The organism is Pseudoxanthomonas beigongshangi (genome assembly GCF_016820515.1).
Classification (GTDB): domain Bacteria; phylum Pseudomonadota; class Gammaproteobacteria; order Xanthomonadales; family Xanthomonadaceae; genus Pseudoxanthomonas_A; species Pseudoxanthomonas_A beigongshangi.
On record NZ_JADHDV010000034.1, the window covers coordinates 13,645 to 30,334 of the forward strand.

General features: G+C 66.6%; 17 protein-coding genes. 8 read left to right on the plus strand and 9 right to left on the minus strand.

Annotated elements, in window-relative coordinates; all coding sequences use genetic code 11:
• Nucleotides 1-49 precede the first annotated feature (49 nt).
• Nucleotides 50-1,162: a tetratricopeptide repeat protein gene (locus IQ458_RS17845; RefSeq protein WP_203323663.1), complete on the plus strand. Its 1,113-nt coding sequence runs from the start codon at nucleotides 50-52 to the stop codon at nucleotides 1,160-1,162.
• A gap of 12 nt (nucleotides 1,163-1,174) precedes the next feature.
• Here IQ458_RS17845 and IQ458_RS17850 read toward each other — a convergent pair whose 3' ends face one another.
• The 4 genes from IQ458_RS17850 to IQ458_RS17865 form a co-directional block, all read right to left on the minus strand.
• Complete coding sequence (locus tag IQ458_RS17850; RefSeq protein WP_268963399.1) at nucleotides 1,175-1,741, minus strand: 2'-5' RNA ligase family protein; 567 nt, start codon at nucleotides 1,739-1,741, stop codon at nucleotides 1,175-1,177.
• A gap of 74 nt (nucleotides 1,742-1,815) precedes the next feature.
• The gene (locus tag IQ458_RS17855) at nucleotides 1,816-2,412 is read right to left on the minus strand and encodes a 2'-5' RNA ligase family protein (protein WP_203323665.1); all 597 of its coding nucleotides are present in this window, start codon (nucleotides 2,410-2,412) and stop codon (nucleotides 1,816-1,818) included.
• A gap of 35 nt (nucleotides 2,413-2,447) precedes the next feature.
• Entirely contained in the window at nucleotides 2,448-2,714 is a 267-nt protein-coding gene (locus IQ458_RS17860; protein WP_183637101.1) for a DksA/TraR family C4-type zinc finger protein, read from the minus strand.
• A gap of 93 nt (nucleotides 2,715-2,807) precedes the next feature.
• Nucleotides 2,808-3,734, minus strand: a complete 927-nt coding sequence (locus IQ458_RS17865) for a M14 family metallopeptidase (protein ID WP_183637104.1) — start codon at nucleotides 3,732-3,734, stop codon at nucleotides 2,808-2,810.
• Nucleotides 3,735-3,947: 213 nt separating this feature from the next.
• On the opposite strand from IQ458_RS17865, the gene IQ458_RS17870 reads away from it, so the two are divergent.
• Nucleotides 3,948-4,550 (plus strand): DUF1579 domain-containing protein, encoded by a 603-nt coding sequence (locus tag IQ458_RS17870; RefSeq protein ID WP_203323666.1) that lies wholly within the window; start codon nucleotides 3,948-3,950, stop codon nucleotides 4,548-4,550.
• Nucleotides 4,551-4,604: 54 nt separating this feature from the next.
• On the opposite strand, the gene IQ458_RS17875 is transcribed toward IQ458_RS17870, so the two are convergent.
• A complete protein-coding gene (locus IQ458_RS17875; protein ID WP_203323667.1) occupies nucleotides 4,605-5,519 on the minus strand; it encodes a VOC family protein in 915 nt (304 codons plus the stop codon).
• A 267-nt stretch (nucleotides 5,520-5,786) separates the two neighbouring features.
• On the opposite strand from IQ458_RS17875, the gene IQ458_RS17880 reads away from it, so the two are divergent.
• Together IQ458_RS17880 and IQ458_RS17885 are read left to right on the plus strand one after the other, a co-directional pair.
• Nucleotides 5,787-6,257, plus strand: a complete 471-nt coding sequence (locus IQ458_RS17880) for a YaiI/YqxD family protein (RefSeq protein ID WP_183637112.1) — start codon at nucleotides 5,787-5,789, stop codon at nucleotides 6,255-6,257.
• A gap of 11 nt (nucleotides 6,258-6,268) precedes the next feature.
• On the plus strand, nucleotides 6,269-6,595 hold the full coding sequence (locus IQ458_RS17885; protein ID WP_203323668.1) for a DUF6122 family protein: 327 nt from the start codon (nucleotides 6,269-6,271) through the stop codon (nucleotides 6,593-6,595).
• Nucleotides 6,596-6,675: 80 nt separating this feature from the next.
• Here the strand turns inward: IQ458_RS17885 and IQ458_RS17890 are convergent, their stop codons facing one another.
• From IQ458_RS17890 to IQ458_RS17905, 4 genes are all read right to left on the minus strand, one after another.
• Nucleotides 6,676-6,987: a hypothetical protein gene (locus IQ458_RS17890; RefSeq protein ID WP_203323669.1), complete on the minus strand. Its 312-nt coding sequence runs from the start codon at nucleotides 6,985-6,987 to the stop codon at nucleotides 6,676-6,678.
• 144 nt (nucleotides 6,988-7,131) lie between these two features.
• Nucleotides 7,132-10,791 carry a methylmalonyl-CoA mutase family protein gene (locus IQ458_RS17895; protein WP_203323670.1) on the minus strand — a complete coding sequence of 1,220 codons (3,660 nt, stop codon included), beginning with the start codon at nucleotides 10,789-10,791 and terminating at the stop codon, nucleotides 7,132-7,134.
• 137 nt (nucleotides 10,792-10,928) lie between these two features.
• Nucleotides 10,929-11,858, minus strand: coding sequence for an alpha/beta hydrolase (locus IQ458_RS17900; RefSeq protein WP_203323671.1), 930 nt, complete (start codon nucleotides 11,856-11,858; stop codon nucleotides 10,929-10,931).
• A 15-nt stretch (nucleotides 11,859-11,873) separates the two neighbouring features.
• Nucleotides 11,874-12,473 carry a TetR/AcrR family transcriptional regulator gene (locus IQ458_RS17905; RefSeq protein WP_183637123.1) on the minus strand — a complete coding sequence of 200 codons (600 nt, stop codon included), beginning with the start codon at nucleotides 12,471-12,473 and terminating at the stop codon, nucleotides 11,874-11,876.
• Between the two features lie 222 nt (nucleotides 12,474-12,695).
• On the opposite strand from IQ458_RS17905, the gene IQ458_RS17910 reads away from it, so the two are divergent.
• The 4 genes from IQ458_RS17910 to IQ458_RS17925 all read left to right on the plus strand — a co-directional run.
• The gene (locus IQ458_RS17910; RefSeq protein ID WP_183637125.1) at nucleotides 12,696-13,796 is read left to right on the plus strand and encodes a Glu/Leu/Phe/Val dehydrogenase; all 1,101 of its coding nucleotides are present in this window, start codon (nucleotides 12,696-12,698) and stop codon (nucleotides 13,794-13,796) included.
• A gap of 39 nt (nucleotides 13,797-13,835) precedes the next feature.
• Nucleotides 13,836-15,008 carry an acyl-CoA dehydrogenase family protein gene (locus tag IQ458_RS17915; RefSeq protein ID WP_183637127.1) on the plus strand — a complete coding sequence of 391 codons (1,173 nt, stop codon included), beginning with the start codon at nucleotides 13,836-13,838 and terminating at the stop codon, nucleotides 15,006-15,008.
• Nucleotides 15,009-15,124: 116 nt separating this feature from the next.
• Nucleotides 15,125-16,300 carry a thiolase family protein gene (locus IQ458_RS17920; RefSeq protein WP_203323672.1) on the plus strand — a complete coding sequence of 392 codons (1,176 nt, stop codon included), beginning with the start codon at nucleotides 15,125-15,127 and terminating at the stop codon, nucleotides 16,298-16,300.
• Between the two features lie 192 nt (nucleotides 16,301-16,492).
• A partial coding sequence (locus IQ458_RS17925) for a hypothetical protein (protein WP_203323673.1) occupies nucleotides 16,493-16,690 on the plus strand: 198 nt, incomplete at its 3' end.

Genomic DNA, 16,690 nt, shown 5'->3' on the forward strand with positions numbered 1-16,690 from the left:
ACTAGACTGGCGGCGACCGGAGTTTGGCCGAAGACGTGGAGGTACGCGTATGGCCACGTGGTTGCTCGCCGCCGCCCTGGCGCTTTCGCCGCAGCCGCCGCTGCCGGATGCGCAGGTTCCTCCCGACCTGCCCACGGTCGAAGAAATCATGGCCGTGCCTCCGGAACTGCAGGACCGGTTCCGGCAATGGATGGCGCAGGCGGGCGACGTCCAATCCTCGGCACGACTCAACCGGCTGGTCGACTTCCTGTTCTCAAAGGAAGGCGGCCTGGGCTTGCAGTACCAGAATGGCGCCAACTACACCGTCGGCCAGACGTATCAGACCGGTCGCGCGAATTGCCTCAGCTTCACCCTGATGGTGGTGGCACTGGCGCGCGCGGACGGACTGCAGGCCTACGCACAGGAAATCGAGGACGTGCTGACCTGGTACCAGGAGGGCAACACCGTCTATCGCAACAACCACGTCAATGCCGGCATCCGCATCGGACGCCAGCGCTTCAGCGTGGACGTGGCCTGGGACCAGGTCATCGCACGGCAACAGCCCGAGGCGATTCCCGACACGCACCTGTTCGCCATGTTCTATAACAATCGTGCGGTTGATCTGCTGGGCGCCGGCCACGCCGCCAGCGCACAGGCGTACCTCGCGCGCGCGCGCGCGCTGAGCCCCGGATATCCGGCATTCTGGAACAACACGGGTGTTGCTGCACTCCGGCGTGGCGACGCGGCGGGCGCCGAACGCGCTTACCTGCATGCCCTGACACTGAATGAGAACTACTCCTCCGCGCTGTTCAACCTGGTGACGTTCTACAACCGCAGCGGGCGCGTTGCCGAGGCCAAGCCACTGCAACGGCGGCTGGAGCGGGTTCGTGCGCACGACCCATTCGATCAGTTCCTGCTCGCACTCGAGCACGAGCGCTCGGGCGACTACGAGGGTGCGATCGACTATTACCAGCGCGCCATCCGGCTCTTCGGCAGCGAACACCGGTTTTATCTTGGGCTGGCGCGGGCGTATCTGCATCTTGGCAAGGCACGCCGCGCGGGCCGCGCCCTCGCCCGCGCCCAGGAATTGAGCGAGGGAGCGACACGTGCCCAATACCAGGCCAAGTTGGAGCGCCTGCGGCGGCCGCGCGAACCGAGCATCTTCGGTCCACAACCGCGCTGACATGCCAGGGGCTCAATCCGTACCGAGGCGCCAGTGACCGAGGAAGGTGTAATCCGATTGCCCCTTGATGCTCTGTATCAACACGAATCCATCGGGCGCGAGGCCAACCGACGCCACCGCCGGCGTGGCGGGCCCTGGCTCGCTGTAGCCCAGGGTCAGGTGCGGCACAAAGCTCCTGCCGACATGATCCTTGAAACCGGCCCGGATCAGGCGTTCCTGCAGGCCACGCCAGAAACGGAGCAATTCCGTCGAGGAAGAAAAGGCCGCCAGCGTAAGCGCCGGTCGCCACGGATTGCCCAGCGGGAGCAGATGATCCAGTTGCAGGTGGAAGGCCTCGCCGCTGAACCCTTCAGCGGCTTCCCGTGCCCGCGCTATCCAGTCTTCCCGGGGACCGCTGCTCTCGCCCAGGTAGTGAAGGGTCAGATGGTAGCGCTCCGGATTTACCCAGCGCGTATGCGGGGTGGCTGGCGCGCAGTCCATCCGCCACGCCCGCCACCTGTGCGCGCTCGGATGCGGATGGCAGCAGCGCGAAGAATAGGCGGTGCAGTGGCGCCCTGCCTTGGCTCTCGAAGAGATCATTCTGCATGGACATGCCGGATCCTAGGCCAGGCATCCCTGCGATTCCAGCCGACGCCAGGAAAAACCCGACAGGTTCATAGCAATGGCCAACGAGCCACCCGTAGATGCTCCGAGTACCCCTGATTGCTGATCACCAGGTCCACCGCAGTGGCGCGAAACCGAACGGTTGGAACCGGCAACCTCTCCTCCGGAAGGCCATCGCAATAGCCGAACGTCATATGCGGGGCCATGACCGTCCTTTCCCCTACGAGCCCATAGGGCTGCTGCGCGTCGGCGAGTGCGTTTCGCAATCCGTGGATCGCGCGCCCGGTGGCCTGGTCCGCGACGAGGACACACGCTCGATCATCCTTGCCAAAGCGCGCGCTTGTCTCCAGGACGATGTCGAATGCCGGAAATGAAAATCGTCCGGAGGCCGCGCGCAGCGCGAGTTCCAACGGCTGTCTCAGCCGGGCCGGTTTTCCGCATTCGGCAACACTGACATGTAACAACTCCGCCGGCCTGGCCGAAAATTTCCGGATGCCCAATGTCCGGACCAGGCGATGTCGTGCTTCCAGGAGGAGAGAATGCGCGTCCGCCTCCGGATAGATGGCGAAGAAGATAGGTGCAAGCCGCCAGGCTCCGGCAAGCCCGATGCTGCTTGGTTCAAGACTTTCCGGAAACAGATCGGGCATGGCCTGCGTATCGTCCAATGCGCCACGAAACCTCGTCAGCGCAACTGGCTGTCCTTGCTCCCGCGCCGGTTGTACATCTGCCCCTGCTCCTGCGCCTGGTCGGCCGCTTCCTGGCAGGCCACGCACAGGCGCACGCCGGGCACGGCCTTCTGCCGTGCCGGCGGAATCGGCGCATCGCATTCTTCGCAGTGGGAGAGGCTGGGACCGGTCGGCAGATTGCGGCGCGCACGCGCAATCGCGTCCTTCACGGTCGCGTCAATCTGATCCTGTACGGCGCCGTCGCCGGCCCAACCGGTCGCCATGGTCCTGTCCTCTCGGGTGTTACCGGGCGGAGGTTACACCCGCCGCCCCGGAATGCCTTTCACGGAACGAAATGGGGCCGGACTCCGCGGGCTTCAAGCGTGGGCAAGTGCGTAGTCGATCGCCGCACACACCGCCGCCACCTGGGCGTCGTTGCATTGCGCGGGGGTCGCCTTGGGGCTGTCCGGGTAGACCTCGGTGGTGGTGGTGTAGCGCGCGTTGGTCACGCCGGCACACAGGCCCAGCGGTTTGAACGCGTACTCGATGACGCCGGGGGCCACCACCGGCGAGCCGATGATCTCGCCGTTGGCGTCGGCCGGCGCGATGTGGGTGACCTGCTCCACCGCCGCGATCACCGCGCGCTGGAAGTCGGGCTGCGGATTCTCGCTGTCGTCGACCAGGTAGAACCCGTCGGGAATCTCGCCCGGCTCGAACGGCTTGCCGTCGCGCGCGGCCAAGGCCGGGCGGAACTCGCTCTCGTCGGTGTCGGTGGTTTCATGCAGATCGATATGCATGCGCGCTAGGTCGCGGATCGGCGCGACCAGCCGGATCAGCGCGGCCGATTCCTGCGCCGGGCTGTTTTCGCGGAAGGAGCGGTTCGGATCCAGCGCGTCGGCGTTCCAGCGGTGGATGCGCTCGTAGCCCCATGGGCTGATGCACGGCGTCACCAGCAGGTTGACCTTGCCGGCGTAGTCCGCCGCACGCTGTTCCAGGAACTGCAGCGCGCCGTGCACGCCGCTGGTCTCGTAGCCATGCACGCCACCGGTCACCAGCATGATCGGCAGCGCGGGATTCCAGTCGCGGCTGCGCACGGCGAACAGCGGATAGCGGCCGTCCGCGCCGTAGTCCAGCTCACCGTACTGCTCCACGTCGAACCGCGCGCGCAGGCGCTCGATCACCGTCAGCACGTCGGCGGCGTAGCTGCGCTGGACGGTCTGGCGGGCGCGCCATTCGGCTTTCTCGGCGGCGCCCCAGGGCTGGCCGGGCGTGCCGATGGGATAGAAGCGGTCGGTCGTGTTCATGCGGGGGCGACGGGCGGAAGCGGAAAAGGAGCAGCACTTTAGCAGGCCCGTGCGGGCACGCACCCATGCGCCGCGGCCCGTGCGCGGGGTTCCGCGTGTTTCCCTTCCCGGACCCACGGTGGTCCACCTTCACGCGGATTGAGCGCGGACTGGTGCAAATACGGCGCACCCCCATGCCCACCGCAACCTGGCCATGTCCCCGGAGGTCCTGCCATGAAGTGCAGTTCCGTTCTTTCCCTCGCCCTCGCCTGCCTGCTGCCCGCCGCCTCGGCCACGGCGCAGGACGACAAGGCACCCCCCATGACGCCCGAAATGAAGGCGATGATGGAAGCCTTCCAGAAAGCCGGCACGCCCGGCGCCGAACATCGACAACTCGCCACACTGGCCGGTACTTACGACCTGACCGTGAAAAGCTGGCACGCTCCGGATACCCCGCCCACCATCGACAAAGGCACTGCGACCCGCAGGATGATCCTCGGCGATCGCGTGCTGGTGGAGGAAGTCAGCTCGCAGATGATGGGCCAACCATTCACCGGACAGGGCCTGCACGGCTTCGACAATGTCACCGGCAAGCACTGGTCCACCTGGAACGACAGCATGAGCACCGGCCTGATGGTCAGCGAGGGCACCTGCGACGCCAGCATGGCCTGCACCTATACCGGCACCTATCACGACCCTGTCAGCAAGAAACCCGTGACCTCTCGCATGACCACCCGCTGGTCCGACAAGAGCACGGAGGTATTCGAGATGTACGCGCCCGGCCCGGATGGCAAGGAGGCCAAGATGATGGAGATTACCTACAAGAAACGTCCTTAGGCGCCGATCCGCGACAGGCACGGGGCGGTTCGCGACCGCCCCGTGCGTCGCGGGCTACTGCTCCCGCGCGGCCGCTTCGATCCTGGCGACGTCCAGCTTGTGCATGTCCAGGACGGCCTGCGTGATCCGCCCAACCAGCGCTTCATCGCCCGAGGTCATCATCTCGTCCAGCCCTTGCGGCGAAATCTGCCAGGACAGCCCGAAGCGATCCTTGCACCAACCGCACTGCTCGGACTCAGGCACCGACGACAGCTGCGCCCAGTAGCGGTCGATTTCGGCCTGATCGCGGCAGGTGACCAGAAACGAGATGGCTTCGTTGAAGGCAAAGCCGTGCGGATGGCCGCTGTCCATCGCCGCCATCCAGGTATCGCCCAGGCGGAAGTCGGAGAACATGACCGTGCCGGCGCGATCGTTGGCGCTGTCCTCCGTGTAGCGGGCCATCTGCCCGGCTTCGGAATCGTCGAACACCGAACGATAGAATTTCGCAGCCTCTTCGGCCTTCCCGTACACCTCGCCGGTGAACATCAATACCGGCACGATACGCGGGCGCGGGGGTGCGCCAGGCGGACTGAGCATCAGTTGCCAGGACAGGCCGTAGCGATCCTGCACCCAGCCGTAGTGCTCGCTGAAGGGATACGCATCCAGCGGCATCAATGCCTGCCCGCCGTCGATGAGCCTGGCCCACATCGCATCCAGTTGCTCACGCGCCTGCCCGTCACGCGCGGGATCGAAATGGACCAGGAAGGAAGTCGAGGGATTGAACGTGAACACGGGACCGGCGCTGATCGCCATGAACGGCTGGCCGGCCAGGGTGAACGAGACCACGTCGCAGTCGCCGGAGGGCGTATCGCGCAACCGGACGATGGAGTCGACCTGCGAATCGGGAAACAGCGAGCAGTAGAACGCGGCGGCTTCGCGGGCCTGGGTGTCGAACCACAGATGCGGGGTGATGGGTTTCACGAGGGACATGCGGAAGCTCCTGCGGGATTGAGGGTGTAATCAACCGACGAACGGGGCCGCCTGAAATCGACACCCTTCCACATCTCCCGTAAAGCCGCTGTTGCCATCCAGGCGGTCCCGACAGCAGGATCGGGCTATCGTGTGGGGCCCGCGTCCGCTCTCCCTGCCTTCTCACATGCAACGATTTTCCGCTTCCCGCGCCCCCCATCCCCGCCGCGTCCCGCGCCGGACGGCGACACCCTCCGCTCCGATGCGTTCCGGCAGGGAGGACCATCGGTGAACGACGCATCGCCTCCCGGCCCCCGGATTTGGGTGGACGCCGACGCCTGCCCCGGGCCGGTCAAGGAGATACTGTTCCGCGCGGCCGAACGCGCACAGGTCCAGGTGACCCTGGTCGCCAACCAGTGGCTGCGCACCCCATCTTCCCGGTACATCCGCGCGCTGCAGGTGCAGGGAGGCTTCGACGTGGCCGACGACGCCATCGCCGAACGCGCGCGTACCGGCGATCTCGTGGTCACCCAGGACATTCCGCTGGCGGCGCGGGTGCTGGCCAATGGTGCGCAGGCGATCAACCCGCGCGGCGACCGCTACACCGCCGACAACATCGCCGAACGGCTCTCCATGCGGAACTTCATGGACGAACTGCGCGGCGCCGGCGTACAGACGGGCGGGCCGGCCGCCTTCAATGCCCGTGATCGGCAGGCCTTCGCCAACCAGCTGGATCGCTGGCTGGCAACGCGGCGCTGAGCTTCGCGAAAATGCCCCTGCCCGACCTCGAACTGCGTCCGTTCATCCATCTGCTGCTGCACGTGCTGGTGCCCGTCGCCACCGCGCGCCTGTTCTGGCCGAAGGAATGGAAGCGCGCCGCCGCCTGGATGCTGGCCGGCTGGATCATCGATCTGGATCACCTGCTGGCCGATCCGATCTACGCGCCCGGGCGGTGCAGCCTGGGATTCCATCCGCTGCACACCTGGCCAGCGATGCTGCTCTACGGTGCGCTGGTGGTCCCGCGCCGGACCCGTTGGTTCGGTGTCGGCCTGCTCATCCACATCGCGCTGGATGGACTGGACTGCCTGATGATGTAGCGACCCGCATCGCCCGATGGGCAAGCAAGAGGCCGCATCCGGGGATTGAGGGCGCGCCTGCGCCCTCTCCCGCCCGACAGTCAACGCTGATCGGACTTGCGCGGTTCCGGCTGCGGTGCCGCCGGGGTCTGCCCGGTCGCACCGGAGCCATGATTGACCAGGTGCTGGGGCTTGCCCTTCAGGCGCCGCGGCTCGTCATTGCGCTGTGGCGCCGCCGACAGATCGCGTTTGGCGCATTTGCAGTACTTCTGACCACCGATGATTTCGCACTTGTAGACCTCGTCCACCGCGCAGGAAGCGGGCGGCGGATTGATCGGACCGCCGGCCAGGGCGGCGCCGGCCAGCAGCAACAGGCTGGCAAAGGAGGTGGAGCGGATGATGAACTTGCGCATGGGGTGTCTCCTCGAATAGGGGTGGTGCAGGCCACCACTGGCCTGCATTTCCTCTACCGGCAAACACGCCCGCCGGGCGTCATCGGATTTCACCGCCCGTCGCAGGAGCGTCCGGAAGGCCGCTCGACGGCGGCTCTCCGTCCCTCACATGTTGCGTCGGTACTCGCCGCCCACGTCGTACAGGGCGTGGCTGATCTGGCCCAGGCTATGGGTCTTGACCGCCTCGACCAGCGCGACGAACACATTGCGCCTGTCCCGCGCCGCCTTCTGCAGATAGGCCAGGCCATGGCCGTCGTGCGCGTCGGCCTCGGCATGTTCCTCCAGCGCGGTGGAATGCGCGTGGTCGGTCTCGCCCTCCGGCGCCAGGCCGTTGCGCGAGGACTGCCAGGCGCGCACGTTGGTGATCTGCTGGCCCTTCTCTTCCTCGGTCGAGCGGATCAGCTCGATCTCGGTGGCGATCTCGCCGCCGTGTTCCTTCGGCAGGAAGGTGTTCACACCCACCAGCGGCAGGCTGCCGTCGTGCTTCTTGTGCTCGTAGTACAACGATTCTTCCTGGATCTTGCCGCGCTGGTACATGGTGTCCATCGCGCCGAGCACGCCGCCGCGCTCGCTGATCGCCTCGAACTCCTTGTAGACCGCTTCCTCGACGATGTCGGTCAGGTACTCGACCGCGAAGCTGCCCTGCCACGGGTTCTCATTGAAGTTGAGGCCCAGCTCCTTGTTGATGATCATCTGGATCGCGACCGCGCGGCGCACGCTTTCCTCGGTCGGCGTGGTGATCGCCTCGTCGTAGGCATTGGTGTGCAGGCTGTTGCAGTTGTCGAACAGCGCGTACAGCGCCTGCAGCGTGGTGCGGATGTCGTTGAACTGGATTTCCTGGGCATGCAGCGAACGGCCCGAGGTCTGGATGTGGTACTTCATCATCTGGCTGCGCTCGTTGGCGCCATAGCGCTCGCGCATCGCGCGCGCCCAGATGCGCCGCGCGACGCGGCCGATCACGGTGTATTCCGGATCCATGCCGTTGCTGAAGAAGAACGACAGGTTCGGAGCGAAGTCGTCGATCTTCATCCCACGCGCCAGGTAGTACTCGACGATGGTGAAACCGTTGGACAGGGTGAAGGCCAGCTGCGATATCGGGTTCGCTCCCGCCTCGGCGATGTGGTAGCCGGAAATCGACACCGAGTAGAAGTTGCGCACGCCGTTGTCGACGAAGTACTGCTGGATGTCGCCCATCATGCGCAGGGCGAACTCGGTGCTGAAGATGCAGGTGTTCTGCGCCTGGTCTTCCTTGAGGATGTCGGCCTGCACGGTGCCGCGCACGGTCTTCAGGGTCTCGGCCTTGATCCGCGCGTAGGTGTCCGCGTCCACCAGTTGATCGCCGGTCACGCCCAGCAGGCCCAGGCCGAGTCCGTCGTTGCCGGCCGGCAGTTCGCCGGAATAGCGCGGACGCTCGCGGCCGGCGAACAGTTCGTCCAGCTTCTTCTGCGCAGCCGCCCAGCGATCGGCATCGGCCTTCAGGTACTTCTCCACCTGCTGGTCGACGGCGGTGTTCATGAACATCGCCAGGATGATCGGTGCCGGACCGTTGATGGTCATCGATACCGAGGTGGTCGGCGCGCACAGGTCGAAGCCGGAGTACAGCTTCTTCATGTCATCCAGCGTGGGAATGTTGACGCCGGAGTTGCCGATCTTGCCGTAGATGTCCGGACGCGGCGCCGGATCCTCGCCATACAGCGTCACGCTGTCGAAGGCGGTGGACAGGCGCGCGGCCGGCTGGCCCAGGCTCAGGTAGTGGAAGCGACGGTTGGTCCGCTCCGGCGTGCCCTCGCCGGCGAACATGCGGATCGGATCCTCGCCGGTGCGGCGATACGGATACACGCCTCCCGTGTAGGGATAACTGCCCGGCAGGTTTTCTTTCTGCAGGAAAGTCAGCAGCTCACCCCAGCCGCGGAACTTCGGCGCGGCGATCTTGGGAATCTTCTGGTGGCTGAGCGACTCGCGGTAGTTCTCGATGCGGATGGTCTTGCCGCGTACCTCGTACTCGTTGACCTCGTCGGTCGCCGCCTTCAGCCGCGCCGGCCACTCGCGCAGCAACTTCAATGCTTCGCTGGACAGCGACTGCACGGCGTCCTGGTAGCGCTGGCGCAGGGTCAGCAGGGAGCGGTCGACTTGACCTGCCCCCTCCCCCGCCAGCGGGGGAGGGTTGGGGTGGGAGCCGGCGTCACCCGTCTTGCCCCCATCCGCCCTTCGGGCACCTTCCCCCGCAAGCGGGGGAAGGAGATCTTCGGCGGCATACAGATCCAGCGCCTTGGGGAGTGCCGGGTCGTCAAGATCCCGCAACGACTGCCAGTACGACTGCGCGCGGCTGGCGGTTTCGGCTTCGCTCTCGATGCGGCGGTTGATGCCGCGGCCCTGCTCTGCGATCTCGGCCAGGTAGCGCACGCGCGCACCGGGAATCAGCACGGTCGCGCGCGGTTCCTTCAATTCGGTGTCGATCTCCGGCGTCCACTTCTCCGCCGGCAGGTGCAGCTTGTCGCGCAGCAGGCGGCACAGGTTGGCGAACATCCAGCTGATGCCCGGATCGTTGAACTGGCTGGCGATGGTCGGATACACCGGCACATCTGCGTCCGGAGTCTGGAACGCCACCCGGTTGCGCTTCCACTGCTTGCGCACGTCGCGCAGCGCGTCCTCGGCGCCGCGCTTGTCGTACTTGTTCAGCACCACCAGTTCGGCGAAGTCGAGCATGTCGATCTTCTCCAACTGGCTGGCCGCGCCGTAGTCGCTGGTCATCACGTACATCGGGAAATCGACCAGGTCGACGATTTCCGAGTCGCTCTGGCCGATGCCGGCGGTCTCGACGATGATCAGATCGAAGCCCAGCGACTTCAGGTAGGCGATGCAGTCCTTCAGCACCGCGTTGGTCGCCACGTTCTGCCGGCGGGTCGCCATCGAACGCATGTAGATGCGTTCGCTGCGCAGCGAGTTCATGCGGATGCGGTCGCCCAGCAGCGCGCCACCGGTGCGACGGCGGGTCGGGTCGACCGAGATCACTGCCATCCGCATCTGCGGGAAGCTGGACAGGAACCGGTTCATCAGCTCGTCGGTCACCGACGACTTGCCGGCGCCGCCGGTGCCGGTGATGCCGATGACCGGCGTGCCGGGACGGGATTCGAGATTGGTGATGCGGGATTCGGTGGAGCGCGGGTTGGCCCACTGCCGGCGCAGGGCGGCGAGTTCGGTTTCGCTGAAATCACCATCCTCGATGCGGCTAAGCATGTGCCCGATGGCCGCTTCGTCACCGATGGCGGCGTGGGAATCCTGCGAATCCCGAATCCCCATTCCCGAATCCCGGGCCGCGCTCGCGCGGCCCACCACATCCTCGATCATCTCCACCAGCCCCATCTTCATGCCGTCGTTGGGGTGGTAGATGCGTTCGACGCCGTAGGCCTGAAGCTCGGCGATTTCCTCGGGGGTGATGGTGCCGCCGCCGCCGCCGAACACGCGGATGTGGCTGGCACCGCGCTCCTTGAGCATGTCGACCATGTACTTGAAGTACTCGACGTGGCCGCCCTGGTAGCTGGACAGGGCGATGCCGTCGGCATCCTCCTGCAGCGCGGCGCGGACCACGTCCTCGACGCTGCGGTTGTGGCCCAGGTGGATCACTTCGGCGCCCTGCCCCTGGATCAGGCGGCGCATGATGTTGATCGCTGCGTCGTGGCCATCGAACAGGCTGGCCGCGGTAACGAAACGCAGCGGTGATGCATCCGCGCGTGCTGCAGGAAGTTGGGAAGCCGGTGTGCTCATTCGCGCCCTCACTCGCGTATTGCATGCATTAGAGGCGGAATTGTAGCGCGCGGCGGAGTTCGGCCCCATGACGCCTTTGGTCGAAGCACCCTACGCCGCCGTCTGGCGCGGCGGCGCAGCCCGGGTCGGGTGCCTGTTCAGGCGAATCCGTAAGGCAGGTCCGGCGTGGACACGACGCGCTGCCCCACCGCGCGTCCGTCCAGGTAGGACATCGCCGCGGCAATGACGCCGGGATCGGTGAGGATGCGGTTGTGTCCGAGCCCGGTGGTGCTCAGCAGGCGCGCCTCCGGCCAGTAGCGCGCATAGCGCTCGCCTTCGGACCAGGGCACTTCGCGGTCTTCCAGGTCATGGACGATCAGCGCGGGACTGGCGATGCGGGGCGCATTGAGGTGCGCCTGGAATCCTTCCACCGCCATGCCGGTCAGCGACTCGAATTCGTCGAACAGGCGCGCCGAAAGATGCGCGGCGAGACCGACGAAACCACCGAAGCGCTGCGCCGCGGCGATTGGATCGGCCGCCGGCGCGATCAGGATCGCGCGCTCCGCCCGCAATCCGCGCGCGAGCGCGATCATGGCGGCCGCGCCGCCGAGGGAATGCGCCACCAGCGCCTGCACGCCGCCGAAGCGTTCGGCGAAACGGTGCAGGACGTCGGCGAACATCGGCAGCGTCGCCCGGTAGCCGCTGCTGCGGCCATGCGCGATCTGGTCCAGCGCCACCACCGCGTAGCCGGCCTGGCGCAATGGTTCCACCCATGGCAGCAGTTGCAGCGCATAGCCCGACCAGCCATGCGCCAGCAGCGCGATGGGCTGGCGCTGGGGATCTCCCCAGGCATACCAGGTGAGCCGCTCGCGGCCGTGCGCGAAGGTGTGGACGCTGGCACCCCAGGTATCGCTGCGGCGTGCGCGCTCGCGGCCGCCGGGCATCGGCGTGCCGAACAGGCGGAAGGCATGCTGGAGCGTGGCTTCCGGCATCAGCCAACTGCCCAGGGCGAAGGCGGAGCGCAACGGCAGCAGGCGGACATTTTTACGAACGATCGTGCTTTTTTGTAGCGAAACGACGGCGGCCATGGGGGACTCTCCGGATCAGGCGGCGTAGGAGGCGAACAGGTGATCGAGCGCCCGCCGGGCCAGGGCTTCGGCCTGGGCGGGGTCGTACAGCCGGGCGTTGTGCAGCCCTTCGGTGATGGCGAACAACTGGAACGAGACCAGTACAGGATCGGTGTCGGCGGCGAACTCGCCGCTGTCGATGCACATCTGCGCGGCCTTGGCGACGACGGCGCGCCACTCGGTCAGCCAGGCGATCACGCGCTCGCGCATCATTCCGGGGCGTGCGTCGTATTCGTTGGCGGCGCCGAGAATCACGCAACCATCGGGATTGGCCCGCACCCAGGCGAACCAGCCGTCCATGATCGCGCGCAGCCGCGCCTGTCCACGCGGCTGCCGCAGCGCGGGCGCCATCACCGCCTCGCCGAAGCGGCGCGCGGTCCAGTCGAGCACGGTGAGCTGCAGATCCTCGCGGGAGCCGAAGTGCGCGAACACGCCGCTCTTGGACATGCCCGCGGCCTGCGCCAGCTCGCCGATGGACAGGCCTTCCAGGCCCTGCCGGCAGGCGATGGCATACGCCCGCTCGACGATCATCTCGCGGGTGGCCGTGCCCTTGCTGGTGGCGGCGCACAGATTCATGGCGGCGAAAATAGCACGATCGTTCGAATCTGTCAGCCGGCCTGGCGAAGGCACGAAAACGGGATCCCGTCCACAAACTGCCCCCGGCCGGCCGTATGGATTAGAATGCCCGCCTGCGACGACCACGGCGAGCCGGAAACGTCGCTTTTTTATTTTTCGAACAAGCGGTTAGCCAAAGCCACCCGGCGTAGCCCGCGGCCCCACGCCGCACCGGAGTCCCAGATGATCTTCGAAACCCTCGACACGTCCGGCCATGAGCAGGTCGTCTTCTGCCACAACCCCGACGCCGGCCTGAAGGCCATCATCGCGGTTCACAGCACGGTCCTGGGTCCGGCCTTGGGCGGGGTGCGCATGCGCCCCTACGCCGACAGCCAGGCGGCGCTGACCGACGCGCTCCGGCTCAGCCGCACCATGACCTACAAGAACGCCCTCGCCGGCCTCAACGTCGGCGGCGGCAAGGCCGTGATCATCGGCGACAGCACCGCCGACAAGACCGAGGTGCTGTTCCGCTCGTTCGGCCGCTATGTCGACTCGCTGGGCGGCCGCTACATCACCGCCGAGGACGTGGGCACCGACGTCAACGACATGGAGAACGTCTACCGCGAGACCGAATACGTGGTCGGCGTGCACCAGGTCCACGGCGGCTCGGGCGATCCCGCCCCGTTCACCGCCTACGGCGCGCTGCAGGGCCTGATGGCCACCCTCAACCGCAAGTTCGGCAACGAGGAAATCGGCAAGTACAGCTTCGCCGTGCAGGGCCTGGGCCATATCGGCATGGAGTTCGTCAAACTGCTGAAGGAACGCGGCGCCAAGCTGTTCGTCACCGATCTCAATCCCAAGCTGGTGGAGTACGCGGTGGAGGAATACGGCGCCGAGGCGGTCAAGCCGGACGAAATCTACGATCTGCCGGTGGACGTGTTCTCGCCGTGCGCGCTGGAATACGCAATCAACGCCGAGACCCTGCCGCGCCTGAAGGCCAAGGTCATCTGCGGCACCGCCAACAACCAGATGTCGCACGTCACCGGCGTGGAAGCCGCCAAGCGCGGCATCCTGTACGCGCCGGACTACGCGGTGAACGCCGGCGGCGTCATCAACGTGTCGCTGGAAATCGACGGCTACAACCGCGAGCGCGCGATGCGGATGATGCGCACCATCTACCACACCGTCGGCAAGATCTTCGATCTGGCCGAACGCGAGAACCTCGCGCCGCAGTACGCCGCCGACCGCATCGCCGAGGCGCGCATCGCCGCCATCGGCAAGCTCAAGCTGCCGCTGGGCCGGACCGCACCACGCTTCATGGGGCATCTGCGCGGAGAGCGTTGATCGCCAACACCCACAGGCCGCAATAGGAGGGAGGACCGAATGCGACCCGTTTCAATCGCTGCTTTTCCGCTTGGCGAGGAAATCGACGCGCTGCGCGACGCCGTGCGCCGGTTCGCGGATGCCGAGATAGCTCCGCGCGCCGCGCAGATCGACCACGACAACGTGTTCCCGCAGGACCTGTGGCCCAAGCTGGGCGAAATGGGCCTGTTGGGCATGACCGTGGACGAGGCCTTCGGCGGCAGCGGCATGAGCTACCTGGCGCACCTGGTGGCGATGGAGGAAATCTCGCGCGCGTCCGGTTCGGTCGGCCTGAGCTATGGCGCGCACTCGAACCTGTGCGTTTCCAACCTGTTCCTCAACGGCAGCGACGCCCAGCGCCGCAAGTACCTGCCGAAGCTGTGCACCGGCGAATGGAAGGGCGCGCTGGCGATGAGCGAACCCGGCGCCGGCTCCGACGTGGTCGGCTCGATGGGCTGCCGCGCCGAACTGCGCGACGGCGTGTGGGTCGCCAACGGCAACAAGATGTGGATCACCAACGGACCGGAAGCCGACGTGCTGCTGGTCTACATGCGCACCGCCGGCAAGGAGGCGGGCAGCAAGTGCATGACCGCCTTCATCGTCGAGCGCGGCATGAAGGGTTTCTCAACCGCGCAGAAGCTGGACAAGCTGGGCATGCGCGGCAGCAACACCTGCGAACTGGTGTTCGAGAACTGCGAGATTCCCGCCGGGAACGTGCTGGGCGAAGTCCACCAGGGCGTGCGCGTGCTGATGAGCGGCCTCAACACCGAGCGGCTGGTGCTGACCGGTGGTCCGATTGGGCTGATGCAGGCGGCCATGGACATCACCCTGCCCTACGTGCGCGAACGCCGCCAGTTCGATTCGCCGATCGGCACTTTCGGCCTGATGCAGGGCAAGCTGGCCGACATGTACACCGCGCTGCAGTCCAGCCGCGCCTTCGCCTATCAGGTCGCCCGCGACTACGATGCCGGCACCGGCTCGCGCGCCGCCGCGGCCGGCTGCCTGCTGCATGCCTCCGAGGCCGCGGTGCAGGTCACCCTGGAGGCCATCCAGGCGCTGGGCGGCAACGGTTACATCAACGAGTTCGACACCGGCCGCCTGCTCCGCGACGCAAAGCTCTACGCCATCGGCGCCGGCACCAACGAAATCAGGCGCATGCTGATCGGCCGCGAACTGTTCGACGGCCGCGCCTGAACAGGCATTCCACCGCCGCCTGGTCCGCCAGGCGGCATCCCCCTGTCCGAACGGCCGATTGCTGCACCGCACCGCGAGCGGGATAATCCGGCCATCCCTACACGAGGTTCCGTTTCATGTCCGATATCGTCATCGCCGCCGCCAAGCGCACCGCCATCGGTTCCTTCATGGGCCAGTTCACCGGCGTGCCGACCCCGACCCTGGGCGCGGCGACCATCCGCGCGGCGCTGGAGCAGGCCGGCGTCCCCGCCGCCGACGTCTCCGAGGTCATCATGGGCTGCGTGCTGCCGGCCAACCTGGGCCAGGCACCCGCGCGCCAGGCCTCGCTGGCCGCGGGCCTGCCGACCGACGTCGGCTGCACCACCATCAACAAGGTCTGCGGTTCGGGCATGAAGGCGATCATGCTGGGCCACGATCTGATCAAGGCCGGTTCGGCCAGCATCGTGGTCGCCGGCGGCATGGAGTCGATGACCAACGCCCCGCACATGATCCCGAACTCGCGGGCCGGCAACCGCTTCGGCAGCTTCCAGGCGGTCGACCACATGGCCTGGGACGGCCTGACCAATCCGTATGACGGCCAGGCCATGGGCGTGTTCGCCGAAGCCACCGCCGCCAAGTACGGCTTCACCCGCGAGGAACAGGACGCCTACTCGACCGAATCGGTCAAGCGCGCGCAGGCCGCCCAGCAGTCCGGTGCCTTCGACGCCGAGATCGTTCCGGTCAAGGTCGCCACCCGCAAGGGCGAGATCGAGGTCGGCACCGACGAACAACCCGGCAAGTCCGACCTGGCCAAGATCCCGACCCTCAAGCCGGCGTTCAAGAAGGACGGCACCGTCACCGCGGCCAGCTCGTCCAGCATTTCCGACGGCGCCGCCGCCACCGTCCTGCTGACCGCCGAGGAAGCCGCCAGGCGCGGCCTGCAGCCGCTGGCGAAAATCGTCGGCCACGCCACCTTCTCGCAGCAGCCGGAGTGGTTCACCACCTCTCCGGTCAGCGCGATCGACAAGCTGCTCAAGCAGGTCGGCTGGACCGTGGACCAGGTGGATCTGTTCGAAGTCAACGAAGCCTTCGCGGTGGTCGCGATGGCACCGATCAAGGATCTCGGTATTCCGCACGCCAAGCTCAACGTCAACGGCGGCGCCTGTGCGCTGGGCCATCCGATCGGCGCTTCCGGTGCCCGCCTGGTGGTCACCCTGATCAACGCGCTGCGCCAGCGCGGCGGCAAGCGCGGCGTGGCGTCGCTGTGCATCGGCGGCGGCGAAGCCACCGCGATCGCGGTGGAAATCGTCTGAGCCATCCCCCTGCCCGGGCGGTCGCGGTATCCCCCGGATACCCGGCCGCTTGCCTTTTTGGCGGTTCGATGGGTGCTTTAACGAAGGTTTGACAAAAATAACCAGCGGACCGCTTGACAGGCGTAACTGGCTTGTCATCATGTTGCAGGCGCGCAATAGCGCGTTGCCTAACTAACGACGAGGAAATGCAACATGACCATGAACAAGGCTCTGATCGCGCTGGCTCTGGGTTTCGCCCTGGCTGCGTGCTCGAACCAGGAACAGGCTGCTGACGCCGCTGCCGACGCCAACGCCGCTGCGACCGAAGCCCAGGCTGCTGCCGACGCCGCCGCCCAGGCCGGCACCGCGACCGCCGACGCCGCCCAGCAGTCGGCCGACGCCGCTGCCACC

What these genes read in the sequence shown, in the direction of transcription:
- IQ458_RS17845 (WP_203323663.1), top strand. Translation starts at nt 50, where the DNA reads ATGGCCACGTGGTTGCTCGCCGCCGCCCTGGCGCTTTCGCCGCAGCCG.
- IQ458_RS17850 (WP_268963399.1), bottom strand. Translation starts at nt 1,741, where the DNA reads ATGATCTCTTCGAGAGCCAAGGCAGGGCGCCACTGCACCGCCTATTCT.
- IQ458_RS17855 (WP_203323665.1), bottom strand. Translation starts at nt 2,412, where the DNA reads ATGCCCGATCTGTTTCCGGAAAGTCTTGAACCAAGCAGCATCGGGCTT.
- IQ458_RS17860 (WP_183637101.1), bottom strand. Translation starts at nt 2,714, where the DNA reads ATGGCGACCGGTTGGGCCGGCGACGGCGCCGTACAGGATCAGATTGAC.
- IQ458_RS17865 (WP_183637104.1), bottom strand. Translation starts at nt 3,734, where the DNA reads ATGAACACGACCGACCGCTTCTATCCCATCGGCACGCCCGGCCAGCCC.
- IQ458_RS17870 (WP_203323666.1), top strand. Translation starts at nt 3,948, where the DNA reads ATGAAGTGCAGTTCCGTTCTTTCCCTCGCCCTCGCCTGCCTGCTGCCC.
- IQ458_RS17875 (WP_203323667.1), bottom strand. Translation starts at nt 5,519, where the DNA reads ATGTCCCTCGTGAAACCCATCACCCCGCATCTGTGGTTCGACACCCAG.
- IQ458_RS17885 (WP_203323668.1), top strand. Translation starts at nt 6,269, where the DNA reads ATGCCCCTGCCCGACCTCGAACTGCGTCCGTTCATCCATCTGCTGCTG.
- IQ458_RS17890 (WP_203323669.1), bottom strand. Translation starts at nt 6,987, where the DNA reads ATGCGCAAGTTCATCATCCGCTCCACCTCCTTTGCCAGCCTGTTGCTG.
- IQ458_RS17895 (WP_203323670.1), bottom strand. Translation starts at nt 10,791, where the DNA reads ATGAGCACACCGGCTTCCCAACTTCCTGCAGCACGCGCGGATGCATCA.
- IQ458_RS17900 (WP_203323671.1), bottom strand. Translation starts at nt 11,858, where the DNA reads ATGGCCGCCGTCGTTTCGCTACAAAAAAGCACGATCGTTCGTAAAAAT.
- IQ458_RS17905 (WP_183637123.1), bottom strand. Translation starts at nt 12,473, where the DNA reads ATGAATCTGTGCGCCGCCACCAGCAAGGGCACGGCCACCCGCGAGATG.
- IQ458_RS17910 (WP_183637125.1), top strand. Translation starts at nt 12,696, where the DNA reads ATGATCTTCGAAACCCTCGACACGTCCGGCCATGAGCAGGTCGTCTTC.
- IQ458_RS17915 (WP_183637127.1), top strand. Translation starts at nt 13,836, where the DNA reads ATGCGACCCGTTTCAATCGCTGCTTTTCCGCTTGGCGAGGAAATCGAC.
- IQ458_RS17920 (WP_203323672.1), top strand. Translation starts at nt 15,125, where the DNA reads ATGTCCGATATCGTCATCGCCGCCGCCAAGCGCACCGCCATCGGTTCC.